Source organism: Lelliottia sp. CFBP8978 (assembly GCF_034046055.2).
Taxonomy (GTDB): domain Bacteria; phylum Pseudomonadota; class Gammaproteobacteria; order Enterobacterales; family Enterobacteriaceae; genus Enterobacter.
This window is the reverse complement of the sequence record NZ_CM188253.1, coordinates 1,481,922-1,497,804: the sequence shown is the minus strand read 5'-3', so window position 1 is coordinate 1,497,804 and position 15,883 is coordinate 1,481,922. Positions and strand designations below refer to the sequence as shown.

The window sequence follows — 15,883 nt, the reverse complement described above, 5'->3', positions numbered from 1 at the left end:
TCTCCGGCGTTTTCAGCTCTTCACCAGCAGCGTCAGCACTTCATAATGGGAGGTGTGCGGGAACATATCAAAAAGCTGGACCCGACGAATGCGATAGCCGGGCAGATCGTCGAAATCTTTCGCCATCGTCCGGGCGTTGCAGCTGGAATAGATAATATACTCCGGCGCCATCTGGCTAAGGTAATCGCACAGCGCTTTGCCAATTCCGCGACGCGGCGGGTTTACCAGCACCAGCTCCGGCACGTTACCCTGTCCGGTGGCAAACTGCGTGGAGTCGAGCGCCTGGAAATGCAGATCGGTCAAGCCTAATTCGGCGGCAGACTGCTTCGCGCAGGCGATCGCCTCGGCGGAGATCTCAATGCCGGTCAGCTTCATCTGCGGCGTAGCGCAGTGCAGACCAAAACCGCCCACCCCGCAAAACAGATCCCACATATGATTGACCTGCAAGGCGCGCACCCAGTCACGGGCGGTGGCGTACAGGCCACTGGCCACGCTCGGGTTGGTCTGGAAGAAGCTTTTGGGGCGGATCCACAGCGGCACATTATTAAAGGTTTCCGCCAGTGCCTGCCGATCGGTGAAAAAGATCTCTTTCTCCCCTTCCATTATCGCCATATGCACCGGCTGAATATTTGCCGTAATGACCTTCAGCTGCGGCAGCTGCTGCCTGAGCCACGGCAGCGCGGCGCGTAATTGCTCAAGTTTCTCTTCGGAGCGCAGCACAAATCGCAGCATCATGCCGCCATCGCGCTGACTCTCGGTTAACAGCAGGTATTTCAGCTCCCCGCGCTTGCGGGCAACGTTATAAGGGGTCAGACCGGCACGGGCGATAAACGGTTTCAGCGCCGCGAAGACCGGCTCAAAAGAGGCCGGATAAAGCGGGCAATCGGTCAAATCTTCCGGCGTACCATCGCGGTGCAACATGCCCAGCAACGGTTTCTCAACGCTGCCGCTCACCACCATTTTGGCTTTATTGCGAAAGCCCTGCTCTGGCCCACTGACAGGTGCGCACCACTCGGTTACCGCATGCCCGCTAAGCAGTTGCTGCAAATCGGCCATTTTAGCGGCAAGTTGTTGGGAGACCGGCTGTTCAATCCACTGACAGGAGCGGCAGCGACCCGCGTCATAGAGTGCGCACTGCATAGAGAAACCTCAGGAATAGCGAGGGCTGCGATTATACACAAAATCATTCAGGTTGCATCAAGGCGGCATGTCCGGGAGACGCCACCAGCAGCACGACCTGGATACCATTATTGCAGACGGAAAAAGCGTCGGCTGGACGCGGGGATGTACAGCAGGAACAGCACCAGCAGATCCGGGAGCTTCTGCATCACCAGCGAATGGAATATCTCCCGCTTCGACTCACCCGCAATACTGAACAACTCAGGATACCCATAGCCAATCGACGCGGCCCACAGATAGCCCGTGGCAATCAGCTGGGTGAGCAGATACAGCCAGCGCGCCCAGCCGCGCCCTTTGGCCAGCGAGAACGCGCAGTAGATTTCGACGAACACCAGTATCAGGCTCGCCAGAAACACCAGCGTCAGGTTCCATGTCTGCACGCTGCGATGAATAAATTCTCCCATTCCCCGCATACCGAGCATGTTAAATAGCATCACCAAATCGAGACAGCGGATCAGAATAATGGCGAGCGCCGCCACCTGCACAAAGGCAGGAACGTTTAGCCGCGCATGCGAATGGTGTGATTTCTTAAAGAATCCCAATGTTTTACTTCCCTGAAAAACAGTGCCGCGACAGGCGCGGCACTTCACTGAGAATTTTAAATGCTTCAGCCGCGTCTTGCACGCTGGATATCACGCACACGCTGTTTTTCCGCCCGGGCCATCAGATACCAGGCGATAAAACCGACAACGCCAACCACGCCCAGAATGATTGATGCCAGGGCGTTAATCTCAGGATTGACCCCCATCCGCACGCTGGAGAAGACCAGCATCGGCAGCGTGGTGGCTCCCGGCCCGGAAACGAAGCTGGCGATCACCAGATCGTCCAGCGACAGGGTAAAGGCCAGCAGCCAGCCGGAGATCACCGCCGGCATAATCATCGGCAACGTAATGATGAAAAACACCTTCAGCGGCGTCGCACCGAGATCCATCGCCGCCTCTTCGATGGAGTGATCCAGCTCGCGCAAACGCGACGAAATCACCACTGCCACATACGCGGTACAGAAAGTCACATGCGCCAGCCAGATGGTCAGCATTCCGCGATCCGCGGGCCAGCCAATGGCATGCGCCAGCGCGACAAACAGCAGCAGCAGCGACAAACCGGTGATCACATCCGGCATCACCAGCGGCGCGGTGATCATAAAGGCAAAGCCGTTTGCCCCACGGAAACGGCCAAAACGCACCATCACCATCGCCGCAATGGTCCCCAGAACAGAAGCCATCGTGGCGGCGCAGGCTGCAATCGTCAGACTCAGGCCGACCGCACTCATCATCGCGTCATCACGGAACAACTCACCATACCAGCGCGTAGACCAGCCCGCCCATACCGTCACCAGCTTCGAGCTGTTGAACGAATAGATCACCAGCATCAGCATGGGTGCGTAGAGGAAGGTAAACCCAAGCACCAGAATCAGGATTCGCCACGGGGAGCGCACTACCGGTAAATTGTTCATCCGTGATCTCCCATCTGTTTTTGCTGATGTTTATGGAACCACATGATCGGCACGATCAGCAGCAACAACATCACAATCGCCACCGCCGAGGCCACCGGCCAGTCGCGGTTATTGAAGAATTCCTGCCACAGTACGCGGCCAATCATGATGCTGTCCGGCCCCCCGAGCAGTTCCGGGATCACGAACTCCCCCACCGCCGGAATAAACACCAGCATCGAACCGGCAATAATTCCGCCTTTGGTCAGGGGAACAATCACGCTAAAGAACGTTTTCAGCGGGCGTGCTCCGAGATCCAGCGACGCTTCCACCAGCGAGTAATCAATGCGCGTCAGCGCGGTATAAATGGGCAGAACCATAAACGGCAGATAGGCATACACAATCCCGATATACACCGCCAGATTGGTGTGCAGGATGGTCAGCGGCTGGTCGATAACCCCCAGCCACATCAAAAAGTTATTCAGCACCCCGTTGTTTTTCAGGATCCCCATCCACGCATAGACGCGGATCAGGAACGAGGTCCAGGACGGTAAAATCACCAGCAGCAGCAAAATATTGCGCGTGGACGGTTTACTATGCGCCACGGCCCATGCGAGCGGATACCCCATCGCCAGACAACAGAGAGTTGAGATAGCTGCTACCTGCAACGACTGCAAATAGGCTTCGAAATAGAGTGGATCGTCGGTTAACTGCAGATAATTGCCGAGATTCAGCACTATCGACAGTTGGCCATCTGCCCACTCCATCAGATTGGTATAAGGCGGAATGGCGCGCGCCATTTCGGCGAGGCTGATTTTGAAAACGATCAAAAACGGCAGCAGGAACAGCAGGATCAGCCACACATAAGGCAAGGCAATCACCAGCTTGCGACCATGCGCCAGCTGCATTCGCGCCAGCCACTGCGCAAATCCGCCCGTTTTGGGCTCTCGTACCGGTGGTTCAAGTGTACTCATGGCCCCTCCCTATACCGTCAGCACGACGCAGCTGTCCGCATCCCAGCACAGGCGCACTTCGTCGCCCCAGGTCGGCAGTCCTTTACGGTAGCGGTGTTCATTCTGCAACTGGGCGCTAATCATCTGCCCGCTTTTGAGTCGAACGTGATAAATGGAGAGATCGCCCAGGTAGGCAATATGCACCACTTCTCCGACAGCAAAGTTATAACCATCGGCTGGCGGCTCCTCACAGAGCATGATTTTTTCCGGACGCAGCGCCACATAGACGGGCACGTTATCCATCACCGACGCATCGGGATCGACCTTCAACGGATGCACCAGCCCCGGCGATTCAATCACCAGGCCATCCTCTTGACGATCTTTCAGCAGCCCTTCGAACACGTTAACGGAGCCGATAAACTCGGCGCTGTAACGCGTGGTCGGATGCTCGTAGATCTCCTCCGGCTCGCCGATTTGCACGAACTTTCCGCGGTTCATGATCGCAATACGGCCGGCCATCGTCATGGCTTCTTCCTGATCGTGCGTCACCATCACACAGGTGGCGCCCACGCGCTCCAGGATATCCACCACTTCAAGCTGCATGCGGTCGCGCAGTTTTTTATCCAGCGCCCCCATTGGCTCGTCGAGTAACAGCAGTTTCGGGCGTTTAGCGAGGCTTCGCGCCAGTGCCACACGCTGACGCTGACCGCCAGAGAGCTGATGCGGTTTGCGCTTCGCGAACTCCTGCATGTGCACCAGACTCAGCATTTCGGCCACGCGGGCGTTGATTTCCGCTTTCGGCAATTTGTCCTGTTTCAGGCCAAACGCAATGTTCTGCTCCACCGTCATATGCGGGAACAGGGCATAGGACTGAAACATCATATTGATCGGACGTTCATAGGGCGGAACGCGCGACAGGTCGACACCATCGAGCATAATTTGCCCGGAGGTCGGTTGTTCAAAACCCGCAAGCATGCGCAGCAGCGTGGATTTACCGCAGCCCGATGCGCCAAGCAGGGCAAAAATTTCGCCTTTATAAATCGTCAGGCTGACATCGTCCACGGCGTGCTGGCCGTCGAAAGATTTGGTCAGGTTACGGACTTCAAGAAGCGGGGTAAGCGCTTTACGGGTTTTCGCCTGCGGGCGGGGGATCGTTTCGTTCACGGGGTGCTCTCCGGCATAAATCAAAACTGGTGCAGGCGCACCGTAACAGTGCGCCTGTTCCCGGGCCGAGCGATGCCGCCCGGGACGACAAAATGCGATTATTTACCGCTTTTCACCTTCGTCCATGCGCGGGTACGCACGCGGTCGATTTTCGGATCCTGCACTTTCAGCGTGAACATTTTGGCGCGCACGTCTGCCGGTGGATAAATTCCCGGATTGTCGCGTACTTCCGCGCTCACCAGCGGCGTCGCTTCTTTGTTGGCGTTGGCGTAGAAGACGTGATCGGAGATATGAGCAATAACGTCCGGACGCAGCAGATAGTTCAGGAACTGATAGGCTTCATCCTTATTTTTGGCATCCGCAGGCATTGCAAAGACGTCGAAGAACGCCATCGCGCCCTCTTTCGGAATGGAGTAAGAGATATTCACCCCATTCTTCGCCTCTTTGGCGCGGTTCGCCGCTTGCCACACGTCACCCGCCCAGCCAATCGCCACGCAAATATCGCCGTTGGCCAGATCGTTGATGTACTGCGAGGAGTGGAAGTAACGAATGTTCGGACGCAGCTTCAGCAGCAGATCGGTCGCCGGGCCGGTGTAATCATCCGCTTTGGTGCTGTTCGGATCTTTACCCAAGTAGTTCAGCACGGTGGCGAAGATTTCCTCCGGGGCATCGAGGAAGGAGACGCCGCAGCTTTTCAGTTTTTCGAGGTTTTCGGGTTTCAGTACCAAATCCCAGCTGTTCACCGGCGCATCAGTGCCGAGCGCTTTCTTCACTTTATCGACGTTATAGCCAATACCCGTGGTCGCCCACATATACGGCATGGCGAATTTATTTTCCGGATCGTGTTTGGCGATCAGTTTCAGCAGTTCGGGATCGAGGTTTTTCCAGTTAGGGAGTTTGCTTTTATCCAGCGGCTGAAAAACGCCTGCGGTTAACTGGCGCTCAAGGAAACTGGCAGACGGAACCACCAGGTCAAAGCCGGTACTCCCCGCCATCAGCTTGCCTTCCAGCACTTCGTTAGAGTCAAAGACATCGTAAACCACTTTAATCCCGGTCTCTTTTTCAAAATTCGCGACCGTATCCGGCGCAATATAATCAGACCAGTTATAGATATGCAGCGTTTTTTGTTCCGCAGCGAGCGTGCCGGCAGAGACAGCCATCAGAGCACCCGCAACCAGACCCGATAACCATTTTTTATTTAAGGCGATCATATCGTTATTCCTTATGAAAGCTCGTTAACTGTTGTTAACAAACGAACTAAAACCATGCAATTGGTGGTATGCAAGAATCATGCATATTTTGTCGCTCTGCCTGCCGCAAAAGAAAAAATCTTCTGGCAGTTTTTGCTCGCTTTTTTAAGCTCCGCAAGAATAACTGTAGCCCGTGCCCCAGGCTATAGCCCAGATTAAAAAACGCCTTTTATCAATTTTTTATGCAGGATCTGTCTATGTGATAAGCCGAAACGGCGCGAGAGGAGGTGAATAATTCTTTAAAGAAAGGTTAATGACAGCAGAAAAAGTGGTGTAATGCAGCCGCCATGGCAGCGACTGCGTTAAGGGCGGGGGAGTCTTAGTGGAGAAACGTATCGCGTGAATCGTTATTCTCCATCTCCTCGTCGGTGGTAAAGAGCAGATGATGTGAGCTGGCTTCCAGCATCACCATGGAGATCTGCTCTTCGCTCATGCGCATAAACCAGGAAAACTGTTTAAATGACAGCCCGGCTCCGGCGAATAAAGACTGGCAAACCACCAGTTTTGGCAGATTATCATCCTGTATGTCGAGAAATGCTTTCACCGTCAAAGAACTGGCATTGATCGCCGACAAATCGGAGGCCAGCGCCAGCAACGCCGAGGGTTTCACCTCCGCCAGCGCGGAGAAGAGGATAACGTCGTTGATCAGATCGATTTTGGCATCGAACACGCCGTCGAAGTTTTGCATGTGTGGCAGGTGCAACGCCTGGCAAGAATCACACTCAAAATAGGTGATACCTGCATCGTCGAGCCAATGACGTAACGTATCCAGCGTGGGAACGACCTGTAAATCCATAGCAGTGCAGCCTCTTAAGAAAAAACTTCATCTAGGGTACGCAAAAAATATGCCGCTAACCACCCGTTTTAAGGCAGAAGCCTGGCGTGGCATGGCGTTCAATCCACGAAATCATTTTACCTGCGATATCCACACCCGTGGTTTTCTCAATGCCTTCGAGACCGGGTGACGAATTCACTTCCATCACCAGCGGCCCGCGCCTGGCGCGCAGAATATCGACGCCCGCAATATCCAGCCCAAGCGTCTGCGCGGCTTTAATGGCAATTTCCCGTTCACGCTCGGTGATATTCGCCACCCGTGCCACGCCGCCGCGATGCAAATTAGAACGGAAATCCCCCTCTTTGGCCTGGCGTTCAATGGCCGCAACCACTTCGTCACCCACCACCAGACAGCGAATATCCCGCCCTTTTGCCTCTTCGATATATTCCTGCACCAGAATATGCGCATTCAAACCGCGAAAGGCGTCGATGACACTCTCCGCGGCCTGGCGGGTTTCGGCCAGCACCACACCAATCCCTTGCGTACCCTCAACCAGTTTCACCACCAGTGGCGCGCCGCCCACCATGTCGATGAGATCGCTGGTGTCATCAGGAGAGTGTGCAATGCCCGTAATGGGCAGATCGATCCCCTGACGGGCCAGCAATTGCAGAGAGCGCAACTTATCGCGGGCGCGCGTAATCGCAACGGATTCATTCAGGGGGTAACTGCCGAGCATTTCAAACTGACGTAAGGCGGCAGTGCCGTAGAAGGTAATTTGCGAACCAATGCGGGGGATCACTGCGTCAAAATGCGGCAGATGGCGGCCTTTATAATGAATAGAGGACGCCGCCGGGCTGATGTTCATATAGCAGGACAGCGGATCGAGGATCTCAACCAGATGGCCACGCTTGTTGGCGGCTTCAAGCAGACGTTTACACGAATAGAGCGTTCCATCCCGGGACAAAATGGCAATTTTCACCCTGCACCTCTCTAAAGACTCGATAAAAGCCTGCGTATCATACACGCAGGCTGGCGCAGGATGAATGGGCTTATCGCACAGCCCAGCCCTGTTTATGCAAATAGTCGAGAATAAACGGGCGATTTTCTTTGATGATGGTGCGGCGGATATGATCGCTCCAGGTATCGCGACGATTATTGCTGGCGCGCGACAGATAGTAGTTCGCCATCTCTTCGTCGTATTGCGCCAGAATCTCTTTATCCATCGGTTGATAGCGATTTTCGTGCATCACTAACGCGGCTGGCAGACGCGGTTTGCTGTCCGGGTTGTCCGCCGGCCAGCCGAGGCACAGGCCAAACAGCGGGAGAACATGTTTTGGTAACTGCAGAAGCTCGGTCACTGCGTCAATACTGTTGCGAATACCGCCGATATAGACACCGCCTAACCCTAATGACTCTGCTGCTGTCAGCGCGTTTTGTGCCATCAGCGCGGTATCAACCACGCCCAACAGCAGTTGCTCCGCCAGACCAAGCTGCGCATCCGGGCAAATCTGCAGGTGACGGTTGAAATCAGCACAAAACACCCAAAACTCAGCCGCCTGAGCCACATGCTTTTGGCCGCCCGTCAGCGTGACCAGTTGCTCACGCAGTGCCGGATCGGTGATACGAATGATCGAACTGCATTGCAAAAAGCTGGAGCTGGAGGTTGCCTGGGCACTCGCCACAATGGCCTCCCGCTCTGCATCCGTAATCGGCCGATCGGTAAACTGGCGAACAGAACGGTGGGAACGTATTACATCAATCGTCGGCGTCATCTCGTCTCTCTTCATTTCTCTTTTTACGGTCAGGCAGCCAGTATAGGCAAAGATACGCGGCCTGTAATTGGCGAAACATAGCCTGATATTATGAATGCTTCGTCCAGCGAGTGAGAAGTGAGCGATGTACCGTATGATGGGTAAAGTTATTAAAGCGACAGGTAAAACCTGCTTTTCATGAGGACAGGTTATCGTGCACTATAGCCGTATTCGCCGACAGGCTTAGGTTTAAGGAGAGAGAAATGTTTGCAGTAATTTTTGGACGCCCGGGTTGCCCATACTGCGTACGCGCTAAAGAACTGGCAGAAAAACTGACTGCCGAGCGTGACGACTTTAACTTCCGCTATGTGGATATTCACGCCGAAGGCATCAGCAAAGCGGACCTGGAAAAAACCGTGGGTAAACCGGTTGAAACCGTACCGCAGATTTTCCTCGATCAGACGCACATCGGCGGCTTTACCGATTTTGAAGCCTATGCGAAAGAAAACCTGGGTCTGTTTGCTGCCCAGTGATGCTTTAGCGCCCTCTTCGGAGGGCGTTTTTATTTGTGACGTCGCCGGTGAATCAGACTGCGCACGAACATAAAGCATAACGCGCCCAGCGCGCACCAGAAGATCCCGCTCAGTAGCCATGCCAGCTCTTGCCAGAACGAACGCGACGGCACAAAGACCAACCGCATGACCAGCAAACATAACGGTGCTGCCAGCATCGCGCCAATCAACGGTTTGATCACTTCTCCCCCGCGCGAGATAAAACTCGCCACAATGCCGGGTAAGATAAAAAAGAGCAGCCCCAGTTCAGGATGACCAGATGCGCGAAATGCGCCTTTTACCTTGAAAGCCAGCACAAGGCAGACCACCGTAAATAATAAGAAACAGCAGATCATGCCTGCCCAGTTTCGTTTGATGTTCAAAAAATCCTCCTGACTTCATCTCTATCGAATACACAATCGCCAAAGGGCGCCCAGTCAGATAAAGCAATGTGGCATTCCATGCCAAAGCACATACGTTGTGACGCGATCTTTACTGGCTCTCGATATCCAATGCGATTAGACTATCGGCCAGTTATTGTTCCGTGGGATATATTTTGCGTGTGTAGAAGGGGCAATCGCCTTTCGCACACAGGATAAAACAGTAGCCTAAATACCCCATCCTTTCAACAGCTTAACGGTAAACAAGAAGTTAGCCTCCGTGAATATAAACGTCGCAGATTTGTTAAACGGGAATTACATCCTGTTATTATTTGTTGTACTGGCACTGGGTCTGTGTCTGGGTAAATTACGCCTGGGTTCAGTTCAACTTGGTAATTCCATTGGCGTTTTAGTCGTCTCATTATTATTAGGTCAACAACATTTCAGCATTAACACGGATGCGCTCAACTTAGGTTTTATGCTGTTTATTTTTTGTGTTGGCGTGGAAGCAGGTCCAAACTTTTTTTCAATTTTCTTTCGCGACGGCAAAAATTATCTGATGCTGGCGCTGGTGATGGTCGGTAGCGCGCTGGTGATTGCTCTCGGCTTGGGCAAACTCTTTGGCTGGGATATCGGCTTAACGGCGGGGATGCTTGCGGGCTCGATGACCTCAACCCCTGTTCTGGTGGGTGCAGGCGATACCTTGCGACACTCGGGGATGGCCGGGAACCAGCTTTCTCTGGCACTCGATCACCTCAGCCTGGGCTACGCCCTCACCTATTTAATTGGGCTGGTCAGTCTGATCGTTGCCGCCCGATACTTGCCAAAATTGCAGCACCAGGATTTACAGACCAGCGCGCAGCAAATTGCCCGCGAGCGCGGTCTGGATACGGACATTAAACGCAAAGTCTATTTACCCGTGATCCGCGCCTATCGCGTCGGCCCTGAGCTGGTGGCCTGGGCCGACGGTAAAAACCTGCGCGAGTTAGGTATCTATCGTCAGACCGGTTGCTATATCGAACGTATCCGTCGTAACGGGATTCTGGCAAACCCGGACGGCGATGCGGTGCTGCAGATGGGTGACGATATTGCTCTGGTTGGCTACCCGGACGCCCATGCCCGCCTCGACCCCAGCTTCCGTAACGGTAAAGAAGTTTTCGACCGTGATTTGCTCGACATGCGTATCGTCACCGAAGAGATCGTGGTGAAAAACCACAATGCCGTCGGTCGTCGTCTGGCGCAGCTTAAACTCACCGATCATGGCTGTTTCCTGAACCGCGTGATCCGCAGCCAGATTGAAATGCCTATTGATGACAATGTGGTATTAAACAAAGGCGATGTGCTCCAGGTGAGCGGCGATGCGCGACGCGTAAAAACAGTGGCAGACCGCATTGGATTTATCTCCATCCACAGCCAGGTGACGGACCTGCTGGCTTTCTGCGCCTTTTTCATTGTCGGCCTGATGATTGGGATGATCACGTTCCAGTTCAGTAACTTTAGTTTCGGAGTCGGAAACGCCGCCGGACTGCTGTTCGCCGGTATCATGCTCGGCTTCCTGCGGGCGAACCACCCGACGTTTGGCTACATCCCGCAGGGGGCGTTGAATATGGTCAAAGAGTTCGGCCTGATGGTATTTATGGCGGGCGTGGGGTTAAGCGCGGGCAGCGGCATTGGACACAGTCTTGGCGCGGTTGGCTGGCAGATGCTGGTTGCCGGTTTAATTGTCAGCCTGTTACCTGTGGTGATCTGCTTCCTGTTTGGCGCGTACGTGCTGCGGATGAACCGCGCGATGCTTTTCGGTGCGATGATGGGCGCGCGCACCTGCGCACCTGCAATGGAAATCATCAGCGATACCGCACGCAGTAATATTCCGGCATTAGGCTACGCGGGGACTTACGCTATCGCTAACGTTCTGCTCACCCTGGCCGGTACGCTTATCATCATCATTTGGCCGGCGCTCGGATAACTCTGAAGATTGCGCATCCCTGAAATATTTTTCCGATGCGCAGAACTTTTCTTAGATGAGGCAGTCATAACTATTGCCACTGCTTTTCTTTGATGTCCCCCATTTTGTGGAGCCCATCAACCCCGCCATTTTGGTTCAAGGTTGATGGGTTTTTTGTTGCCTGAAATTTTGTCACCTTCATCATCAATCACTTAAACCATCCGTTTCGATGCGTGACGACAGAGTCGCGCCCTATGCCGTTTCAATCGCGTACAACAGTTCCACCAAAGCCACTGCGCCGACATCATCCCATCGCAAATAACTCGTCAAAGAACTTGTTCCTGAATCTCTTCCTAAAACCCGCAGGCAAATAGCCTGATGATCAACAGATGCGGAAACCCAAACACTCCCACCCTGCTGGCAAAAGTAGGTCGAGCCTTTCAGGCCATCCCGCTGAATACGTTTCTTCCAGGTATCTACCTGCTGTGTGGTTATTCTTAAACTCATCACTCCTCCTCCAGACCCGCGATGCGTTTTACCATTGCGCCAATTTCTTCCCGCGACAGGGGTGACCTGTCGGTCACAAAATGCAGCGTCATCCCCTCTATAAAGGCGTCCAGCGCGCGGGCGGTCACTGGATTAAACCACTGTTCAAGCGTTTTTTGACTGGTTTGCATCCAGTCCTGCATGACGATTCTCAGCGACGGTTTACGGTTCATCAGGGCGTACAGCTGATACATCAGCTCCATATTATGCGGCGTCGTGACTTCTGAGCTATGAATAAGCGTAGCGATCGCTTCGCAGGCCATTTCAGGGCCGTTGACCTTCGCAAAATAATCGCGATATTGCCGGGACATCTCCCGCGTAAATCCGGCAAAGGCCTCTTCGAGTAACGAGTCCATACCGTCAAAATAATAGGTCATCGATCCCAGGGGAACCCCCGCACAGTGGGCTATTTTACGGTGCGTGACCGCATGGATCCCGTGCTCGGCAATCGTGTCCAGCGTGGCCTGTAATATCCTTTCCCGACGCTGCGGATCGTTCGGTCGTCTGCTCATCAATACCTCTTCCGGTTTGTGTACAAATGTACACAAACTTGCTAGTGTTGTCGCTATTGTTGTACTTCTGGTGCTGCCTTAATGACGCAAATTTCTCCCCGTAAGGCCCTGCAACGACGCTTGTGGGCGTTGTTTATGTTCTTTTTTATCCCCGGACTGCTTATGGCCTCCTGGGCCACCCGCACGCCCGCTATTCGCGATATTTTGTCGGTTTCTACCGCCGAAATGGGCATTGTCCTGTTTGGTCTGTCGATTGGCTCGATGAGCGGTATTCTGTGTTCGGCGTGGCTGGTTAAGCGCTTTGGCACACGAAAAGTGATCCGCACCACCATGTGCTGCGCTATTTTCGGCATGATGATCCTGAGCGCGGCGCTATGGTTTGCCTCTCCGATTATCTTCGCACTGGGGCTGATGGTATTTGGCGGTAGCTTTGGCTCGGCAGAAGTGGCCATCAACGTGGAAGGCGCAGCCGTTGAGCGCGAAATGAACAAAACCGTGCTGCCGATGATGCATGGCTTTTATAGCCTCGGTACGCTGGCGGGCGCGGGCGTCGGCATGGCGCTGACGGCGTTGGGCACCGCCGCCAATCTGCATATTTTACTGGCGGCGCTAATCTGCATAATCCCGGTTTTGACCGGGATCACCGCCATCCCGGATGGGACCGGCAAGAACAGCGCGGACGAACAAAAATCGACAGAAAAAGGTTTGCCGTTCTATCGTGACATGCAGCTGATGCTGATTGGGGTGGTGGTGCTGGCGATGGCGTTTGCCGAAGGTTCCGCTAACGACTGGCTGCCGCTGCTGATGGTAGACGGTCACGGTTTTAGCCCCACTTCCGGGTCGCTGATCTACGCCGGATTTACTCTTGGCATGACCGTCGGGCGCTTTACGGGCGGCTGGTTTATCGATCGATACAGTCGCGTGGCGGTTGTGCGTGCCAGCGCGCTAATGGGCGCTCTCGGTATCGCATTGATCATTTTTGTCGATGTCGACTGGATAGCCGGTGTGTCGGTTATTCTGTGGGGAGCGGGCGCATCGCTCGGTTTTCCGCTCACCATTTCGGCTGCCAGCGACACCGGCCCGGATGCGCCGACTCGCGTAAGCGTTGTCGCCACCACCGGCTACCTCGCCTTCCTGGTCGGCCCGCCGCTGCTCGGTTTCCTCGGTGAGCATTACGGGTTGCGTAGCGCTATGCTGGTCGTGCTGGGGTTAGTCATCATCGCCGCGCTGGTGGCGAAAGCCGTCGCCAAACCTAATACGCAAGATTCAGCAATGGAGAAGGGATATGAGCGTTAAGTTAATTGCAGTCGACATGGATGGCACTTTCCTGAGCGATACCAAAACCTACAACCGTGAACGTTTTCTGGCCCTGTATTCCCGCATGAAGCAACAAGGGATCCGCTTCGTGGTCGCCAGCGGCAACCAGTATTATCAGCTGATCTCCTTTTTCCCGGATATCGCCGATGAAATTGCCTTTGTTGCCGAAAACGGTGGCTGGGTGGTTAACGCCCGCGAAGATGTGTTTAACGGCGAACTGAGCCGGAGCGATTTCGATAAAGTGGCGCGCTTTCTCTGTTCCCTGCCGGAAGTAGAGGTCATCGCCTGCGGGAAAAACAGCGCGTACACCCTCAAATCCTATGACGACAGTTTAAAAGAGATGGCCGCTAAATATTATCACCGTCTGGAAATGGTGGATAACTTCGATAATCTCAACGACATCTTCTTTAAATTTGGGCTGAATTTGCCGGATAGCGAGATCCCGCGTATTCATGCGATGATCCACGCGGAACTGAGCGACATTATGGTTCCCGTCACCACCGGTCATGGCAATATTGATCTGATTATTCCGGGCGTTCACAAAGCCAACGGTCTGCGGATCCTGCAGCGGCACTGGGGTATTGAAGATAGCGAAGTGGTTGCGTTTGGTGATAGCGGCAATGACATTGAGATGCTGCGCCAGGCGGGCTTTAGTTTTGCGATGGCGAACGCCAAAGCGCACATTAAAGAAGCGGCGCGTTTTGAAGCGCCGCACAATAATGAAGAAGGTGTGCTGGATGTGATCGAGAAAGTGCTCAACGGAGAGGCCCCCTTTAACTAACGCGCCCGTCTGCCCTCTCCCGTCGGGAGAGGGACTTACGTCTCAGGGCTGTAAAGCGCTGCCGACGCGCTTATCCTTCAGGAACACCACCATCAACGCCAGCCAAAACACCCCGTTAATGAGGTTGAACAGGCTGAACAGTCCGTTCCCGCCCAGGCTGTAGGCGTGTTTACTGATTTCAATCCCGACGGTGAAAATCAGCATTTGCAGCATCCCCATCGCCGCAGAAACTGTGCCTTTACTCATCTCGCTGGCAAACAGCGTCAGGCGTACCAGCCCGGCGTTTGCCAGCCCGATTCCGAAGGCGTAAATACTTAGCCCGGCGGTCATCCACAGATACGCATGGGAAGAGGCAACAGTCGCCACCGCAGCAACAATCAATCCGGCGACGATCGGCCATCCGCCCATAATAATCAGCGAACGAACGGTGCGCCGCGACGTGAGGCGAGCCAGCACGAGGTTACCGATAATCAGCGCGCCAAAAATCGGCACCTGCAGCAGGCCATATTCATAGCTACTGAGCTTTTCGCCGCTGATGATAATCACCGGTGACTGGGCAATCCACGCCAGCAACGGCAGGCAGACAAACCCGATTGCCAGCGCCCCGGCCACAAAGCGGCCATTTTTCAGCACTTCTTTGTAATCGCGTCCCAGCTCTTTGAGCGACAGTTTTTCACCCAGTCGGGTGGCCGTTTCTGGCATCGCCCGATGCAGGCCGAAGAACGAGATAGCCGCCAGCGCGGCAAATAGCACGAACATCCCTTCCCACGGCGCGACGTGTACCCAAGCCGCACCCACCAGTGGACCGAGAAGCGGGGCTATCAGCGCGACATTCGCCATGAGCGCGGTGATTTTGATACACACCGCCTCTTCAAACGACTCCTGAATGGCGGCGTAACCGACCGCGCCAATAAAGCACAGACTCACCCCTTGCAGGAAGCGCAGCAGCGTGAACTGTTCGATGGTTTGCGCGAACAGGATCGCAAGGCAGGTCACGATAAACCACACCACCCCGGTCAACATAACCGGACGGCGGCCAATACGATCCGACAGCGGCCCTAACAGCCACTGCAAAAACATGCCGCCGGCCAGATAGGCGGTCATGGAGGTCGGTACCCACTCGATTCCGGCGTTGAATTGCTCAACCACCGTCAGCATACCGGGTTGGATCATATCGTTGCCGATATAGGTTGAGAATTCGTAAAGCACCAGACACAGCGGGAACAGTAACGCCTGACGACCCAGGCGATGACCGGAAGAAGAACGGTTTGACATGCGGTCTCTTTAAAGTGAAATAATCGCGCTGAGTTTAATGAAATGACACCTGCCGAGATAGCGAATTATTGAAGA

The 15,883-nt window shown here is 54.3% G+C and carries 17 protein-coding genes; 4 read left to right on the top strand and 13 right to left on the bottom strand.

What is annotated here, in order from left to right; all coding sequences use genetic code 11:
• Window positions 1-12 precede the first annotated feature (12 nt).
• The 9 genes from rlmC to nfsA all read right to left on the bottom strand — a co-directional run bounded on the left by rlmC (window position 13) and on the right by nfsA (window position 8,522).
• Window positions 13-1,140 (bottom strand): 23S rRNA (uracil(747)-C(5))-methyltransferase RlmC, encoded by a 1,128-nt coding sequence (gene rlmC / locus SOM82_RS06970; RefSeq protein WP_320460001.1) that lies wholly within the window; start codon window positions 1,138-1,140, stop codon window positions 13-15.
• 107 nt (window positions 1,141-1,247) lie between these two features.
• Window positions 1,248-1,721, bottom strand: coding sequence for a YbjO family protein (locus SOM82_RS06965; protein ID WP_154127784.1), 474 nt, complete (start codon window positions 1,719-1,721; stop codon window positions 1,248-1,250).
• Window positions 1,722-1,786: 65 nt separating this feature from the next.
• Window positions 1,787-2,632: a putrescine ABC transporter permease PotI gene (potI, locus tag SOM82_RS06960; protein ID WP_154127783.1), complete on the bottom strand. Its 846-nt coding sequence runs from the start codon at window positions 2,630-2,632 to the stop codon at window positions 1,787-1,789.
• Window positions 2,629-3,582: a putrescine ABC transporter permease PotH gene (potH, locus tag SOM82_RS06955; protein WP_320460000.1), complete on the bottom strand. Its 954-nt coding sequence runs from the start codon at window positions 3,580-3,582 to the stop codon at window positions 2,629-2,631. The genes potI and potH overlap by 4 nt, the downstream gene beginning before the upstream one ends.
• 9 nt (window positions 3,583-3,591) lie before the next feature.
• The gene (potG, locus tag SOM82_RS06950) at window positions 3,592-4,725 is read right to left on the bottom strand and encodes a putrescine ABC transporter ATP-binding subunit PotG (protein ID WP_320459999.1); all 1,134 of its coding nucleotides are present in this window, start codon (window positions 4,723-4,725) and stop codon (window positions 3,592-3,594) included.
• Window positions 4,726-4,823: 98 nt separating this feature from the next.
• The gene (potF, locus tag SOM82_RS06945) at window positions 4,824-5,936 is read right to left on the bottom strand and encodes a spermidine/putrescine ABC transporter substrate-binding protein PotF (protein WP_320459998.1); all 1,113 of its coding nucleotides are present in this window, start codon (window positions 5,934-5,936) and stop codon (window positions 4,824-4,826) included.
• 358 nt (window positions 5,937-6,294) lie between these two features.
• On the bottom strand, window positions 6,295-6,771 hold the full coding sequence (locus SOM82_RS06940; RefSeq protein WP_154127779.1) for a YbjN domain-containing protein: 477 nt from the start codon (window positions 6,769-6,771) through the stop codon (window positions 6,295-6,297).
• A gap of 55 nt (window positions 6,772-6,826) precedes the next feature.
• Window positions 6,827-7,729 (bottom strand): 30S ribosomal protein S6--L-glutamate ligase, encoded by a 903-nt coding sequence (gene rimK, locus SOM82_RS06935; RefSeq protein WP_320459997.1) that lies wholly within the window; start codon window positions 7,727-7,729, stop codon window positions 6,827-6,829.
• 70 nt (window positions 7,730-7,799) lie between these two features.
• Window positions 7,800-8,522, bottom strand: a complete 723-nt coding sequence (gene nfsA / locus SOM82_RS06930; RefSeq protein ID WP_154127778.1) for an oxygen-insensitive NADPH nitroreductase — start codon at window positions 8,520-8,522, stop codon at window positions 7,800-7,802.
• A gap of 242 nt (window positions 8,523-8,764) precedes the next feature.
• Between nfsA and SOM82_RS06925 the strand changes: the two genes are divergently transcribed.
• Window positions 8,765-9,034 carry a GrxA family glutaredoxin gene (locus tag SOM82_RS06925; RefSeq protein WP_095281388.1) on the top strand — a complete coding sequence of 90 codons (270 nt, stop codon included), beginning with the start codon at window positions 8,765-8,767 and terminating at the stop codon, window positions 9,032-9,034.
• A 29-nt stretch (window positions 9,035-9,063) separates the two neighbouring features.
• Here the strand turns inward: SOM82_RS06925 and SOM82_RS06920 are convergent, their stop codons facing one another.
• Complete coding sequence (locus SOM82_RS06920) at window positions 9,064-9,435, bottom strand: inner membrane protein YbjM (protein ID WP_320459996.1); 372 nt, start codon at window positions 9,433-9,435, stop codon at window positions 9,064-9,066.
• Between the two features lie 277 nt (window positions 9,436-9,712).
• On the opposite strand from SOM82_RS06920, the gene SOM82_RS06915 reads away from it, so the two are divergent.
• Window positions 9,713-11,398, top strand: a complete 1,686-nt coding sequence (locus SOM82_RS06915; RefSeq protein ID WP_320459995.1) for an aspartate:alanine antiporter — start codon at window positions 9,713-9,715, stop codon at window positions 11,396-11,398.
• Window positions 11,399-11,629: 231 nt separating this feature from the next.
• On the opposite strand, the gene SOM82_RS06910 is transcribed toward SOM82_RS06915, so the two are convergent.
• On the bottom strand, window positions 11,630-11,884 hold the full coding sequence (locus SOM82_RS06910; protein WP_320459994.1) for a hypothetical protein: 255 nt from the start codon (window positions 11,882-11,884) through the stop codon (window positions 11,630-11,632).
• Window positions 11,884-12,435, bottom strand: coding sequence for a TetR/AcrR family transcriptional regulator (locus tag SOM82_RS06905; protein ID WP_320459993.1), 552 nt, complete (start codon window positions 12,433-12,435; stop codon window positions 11,884-11,886). The genes SOM82_RS06910 and SOM82_RS06905 overlap by 1 nt, the downstream gene beginning before the upstream one ends.
• Before the next feature lie 81 nt (window positions 12,436-12,516).
• Here SOM82_RS06905 and SOM82_RS06900 point away from each other — a divergent pair, with 81 nt between their 5' ends.
• Window positions 12,517-13,731, top strand: a complete 1,215-nt coding sequence (locus SOM82_RS06900; RefSeq protein WP_320459992.1) for an MFS transporter — start codon at window positions 12,517-12,519, stop codon at window positions 13,729-13,731.
• The gene (locus SOM82_RS06895; RefSeq protein WP_320459991.1) at window positions 13,721-14,533 is read left to right on the top strand and encodes a Cof-type HAD-IIB family hydrolase; all 813 of its coding nucleotides are present in this window, start codon (window positions 13,721-13,723) and stop codon (window positions 14,531-14,533) included. Before SOM82_RS06900 ends, SOM82_RS06895 begins: the two co-directional genes overlap by 11 nt.
• Before the next feature lie 42 nt (window positions 14,534-14,575).
• On the opposite strand, the gene SOM82_RS06890 is transcribed toward SOM82_RS06895, so the two are convergent.
• A complete protein-coding gene (locus SOM82_RS06890) occupies window positions 14,576-15,808 on the bottom strand; it encodes an MFS transporter (protein WP_154127740.1) in 1,233 nt (410 codons plus the stop codon).
• Window positions 15,809-15,883: the final 75 nt, after the last annotated feature.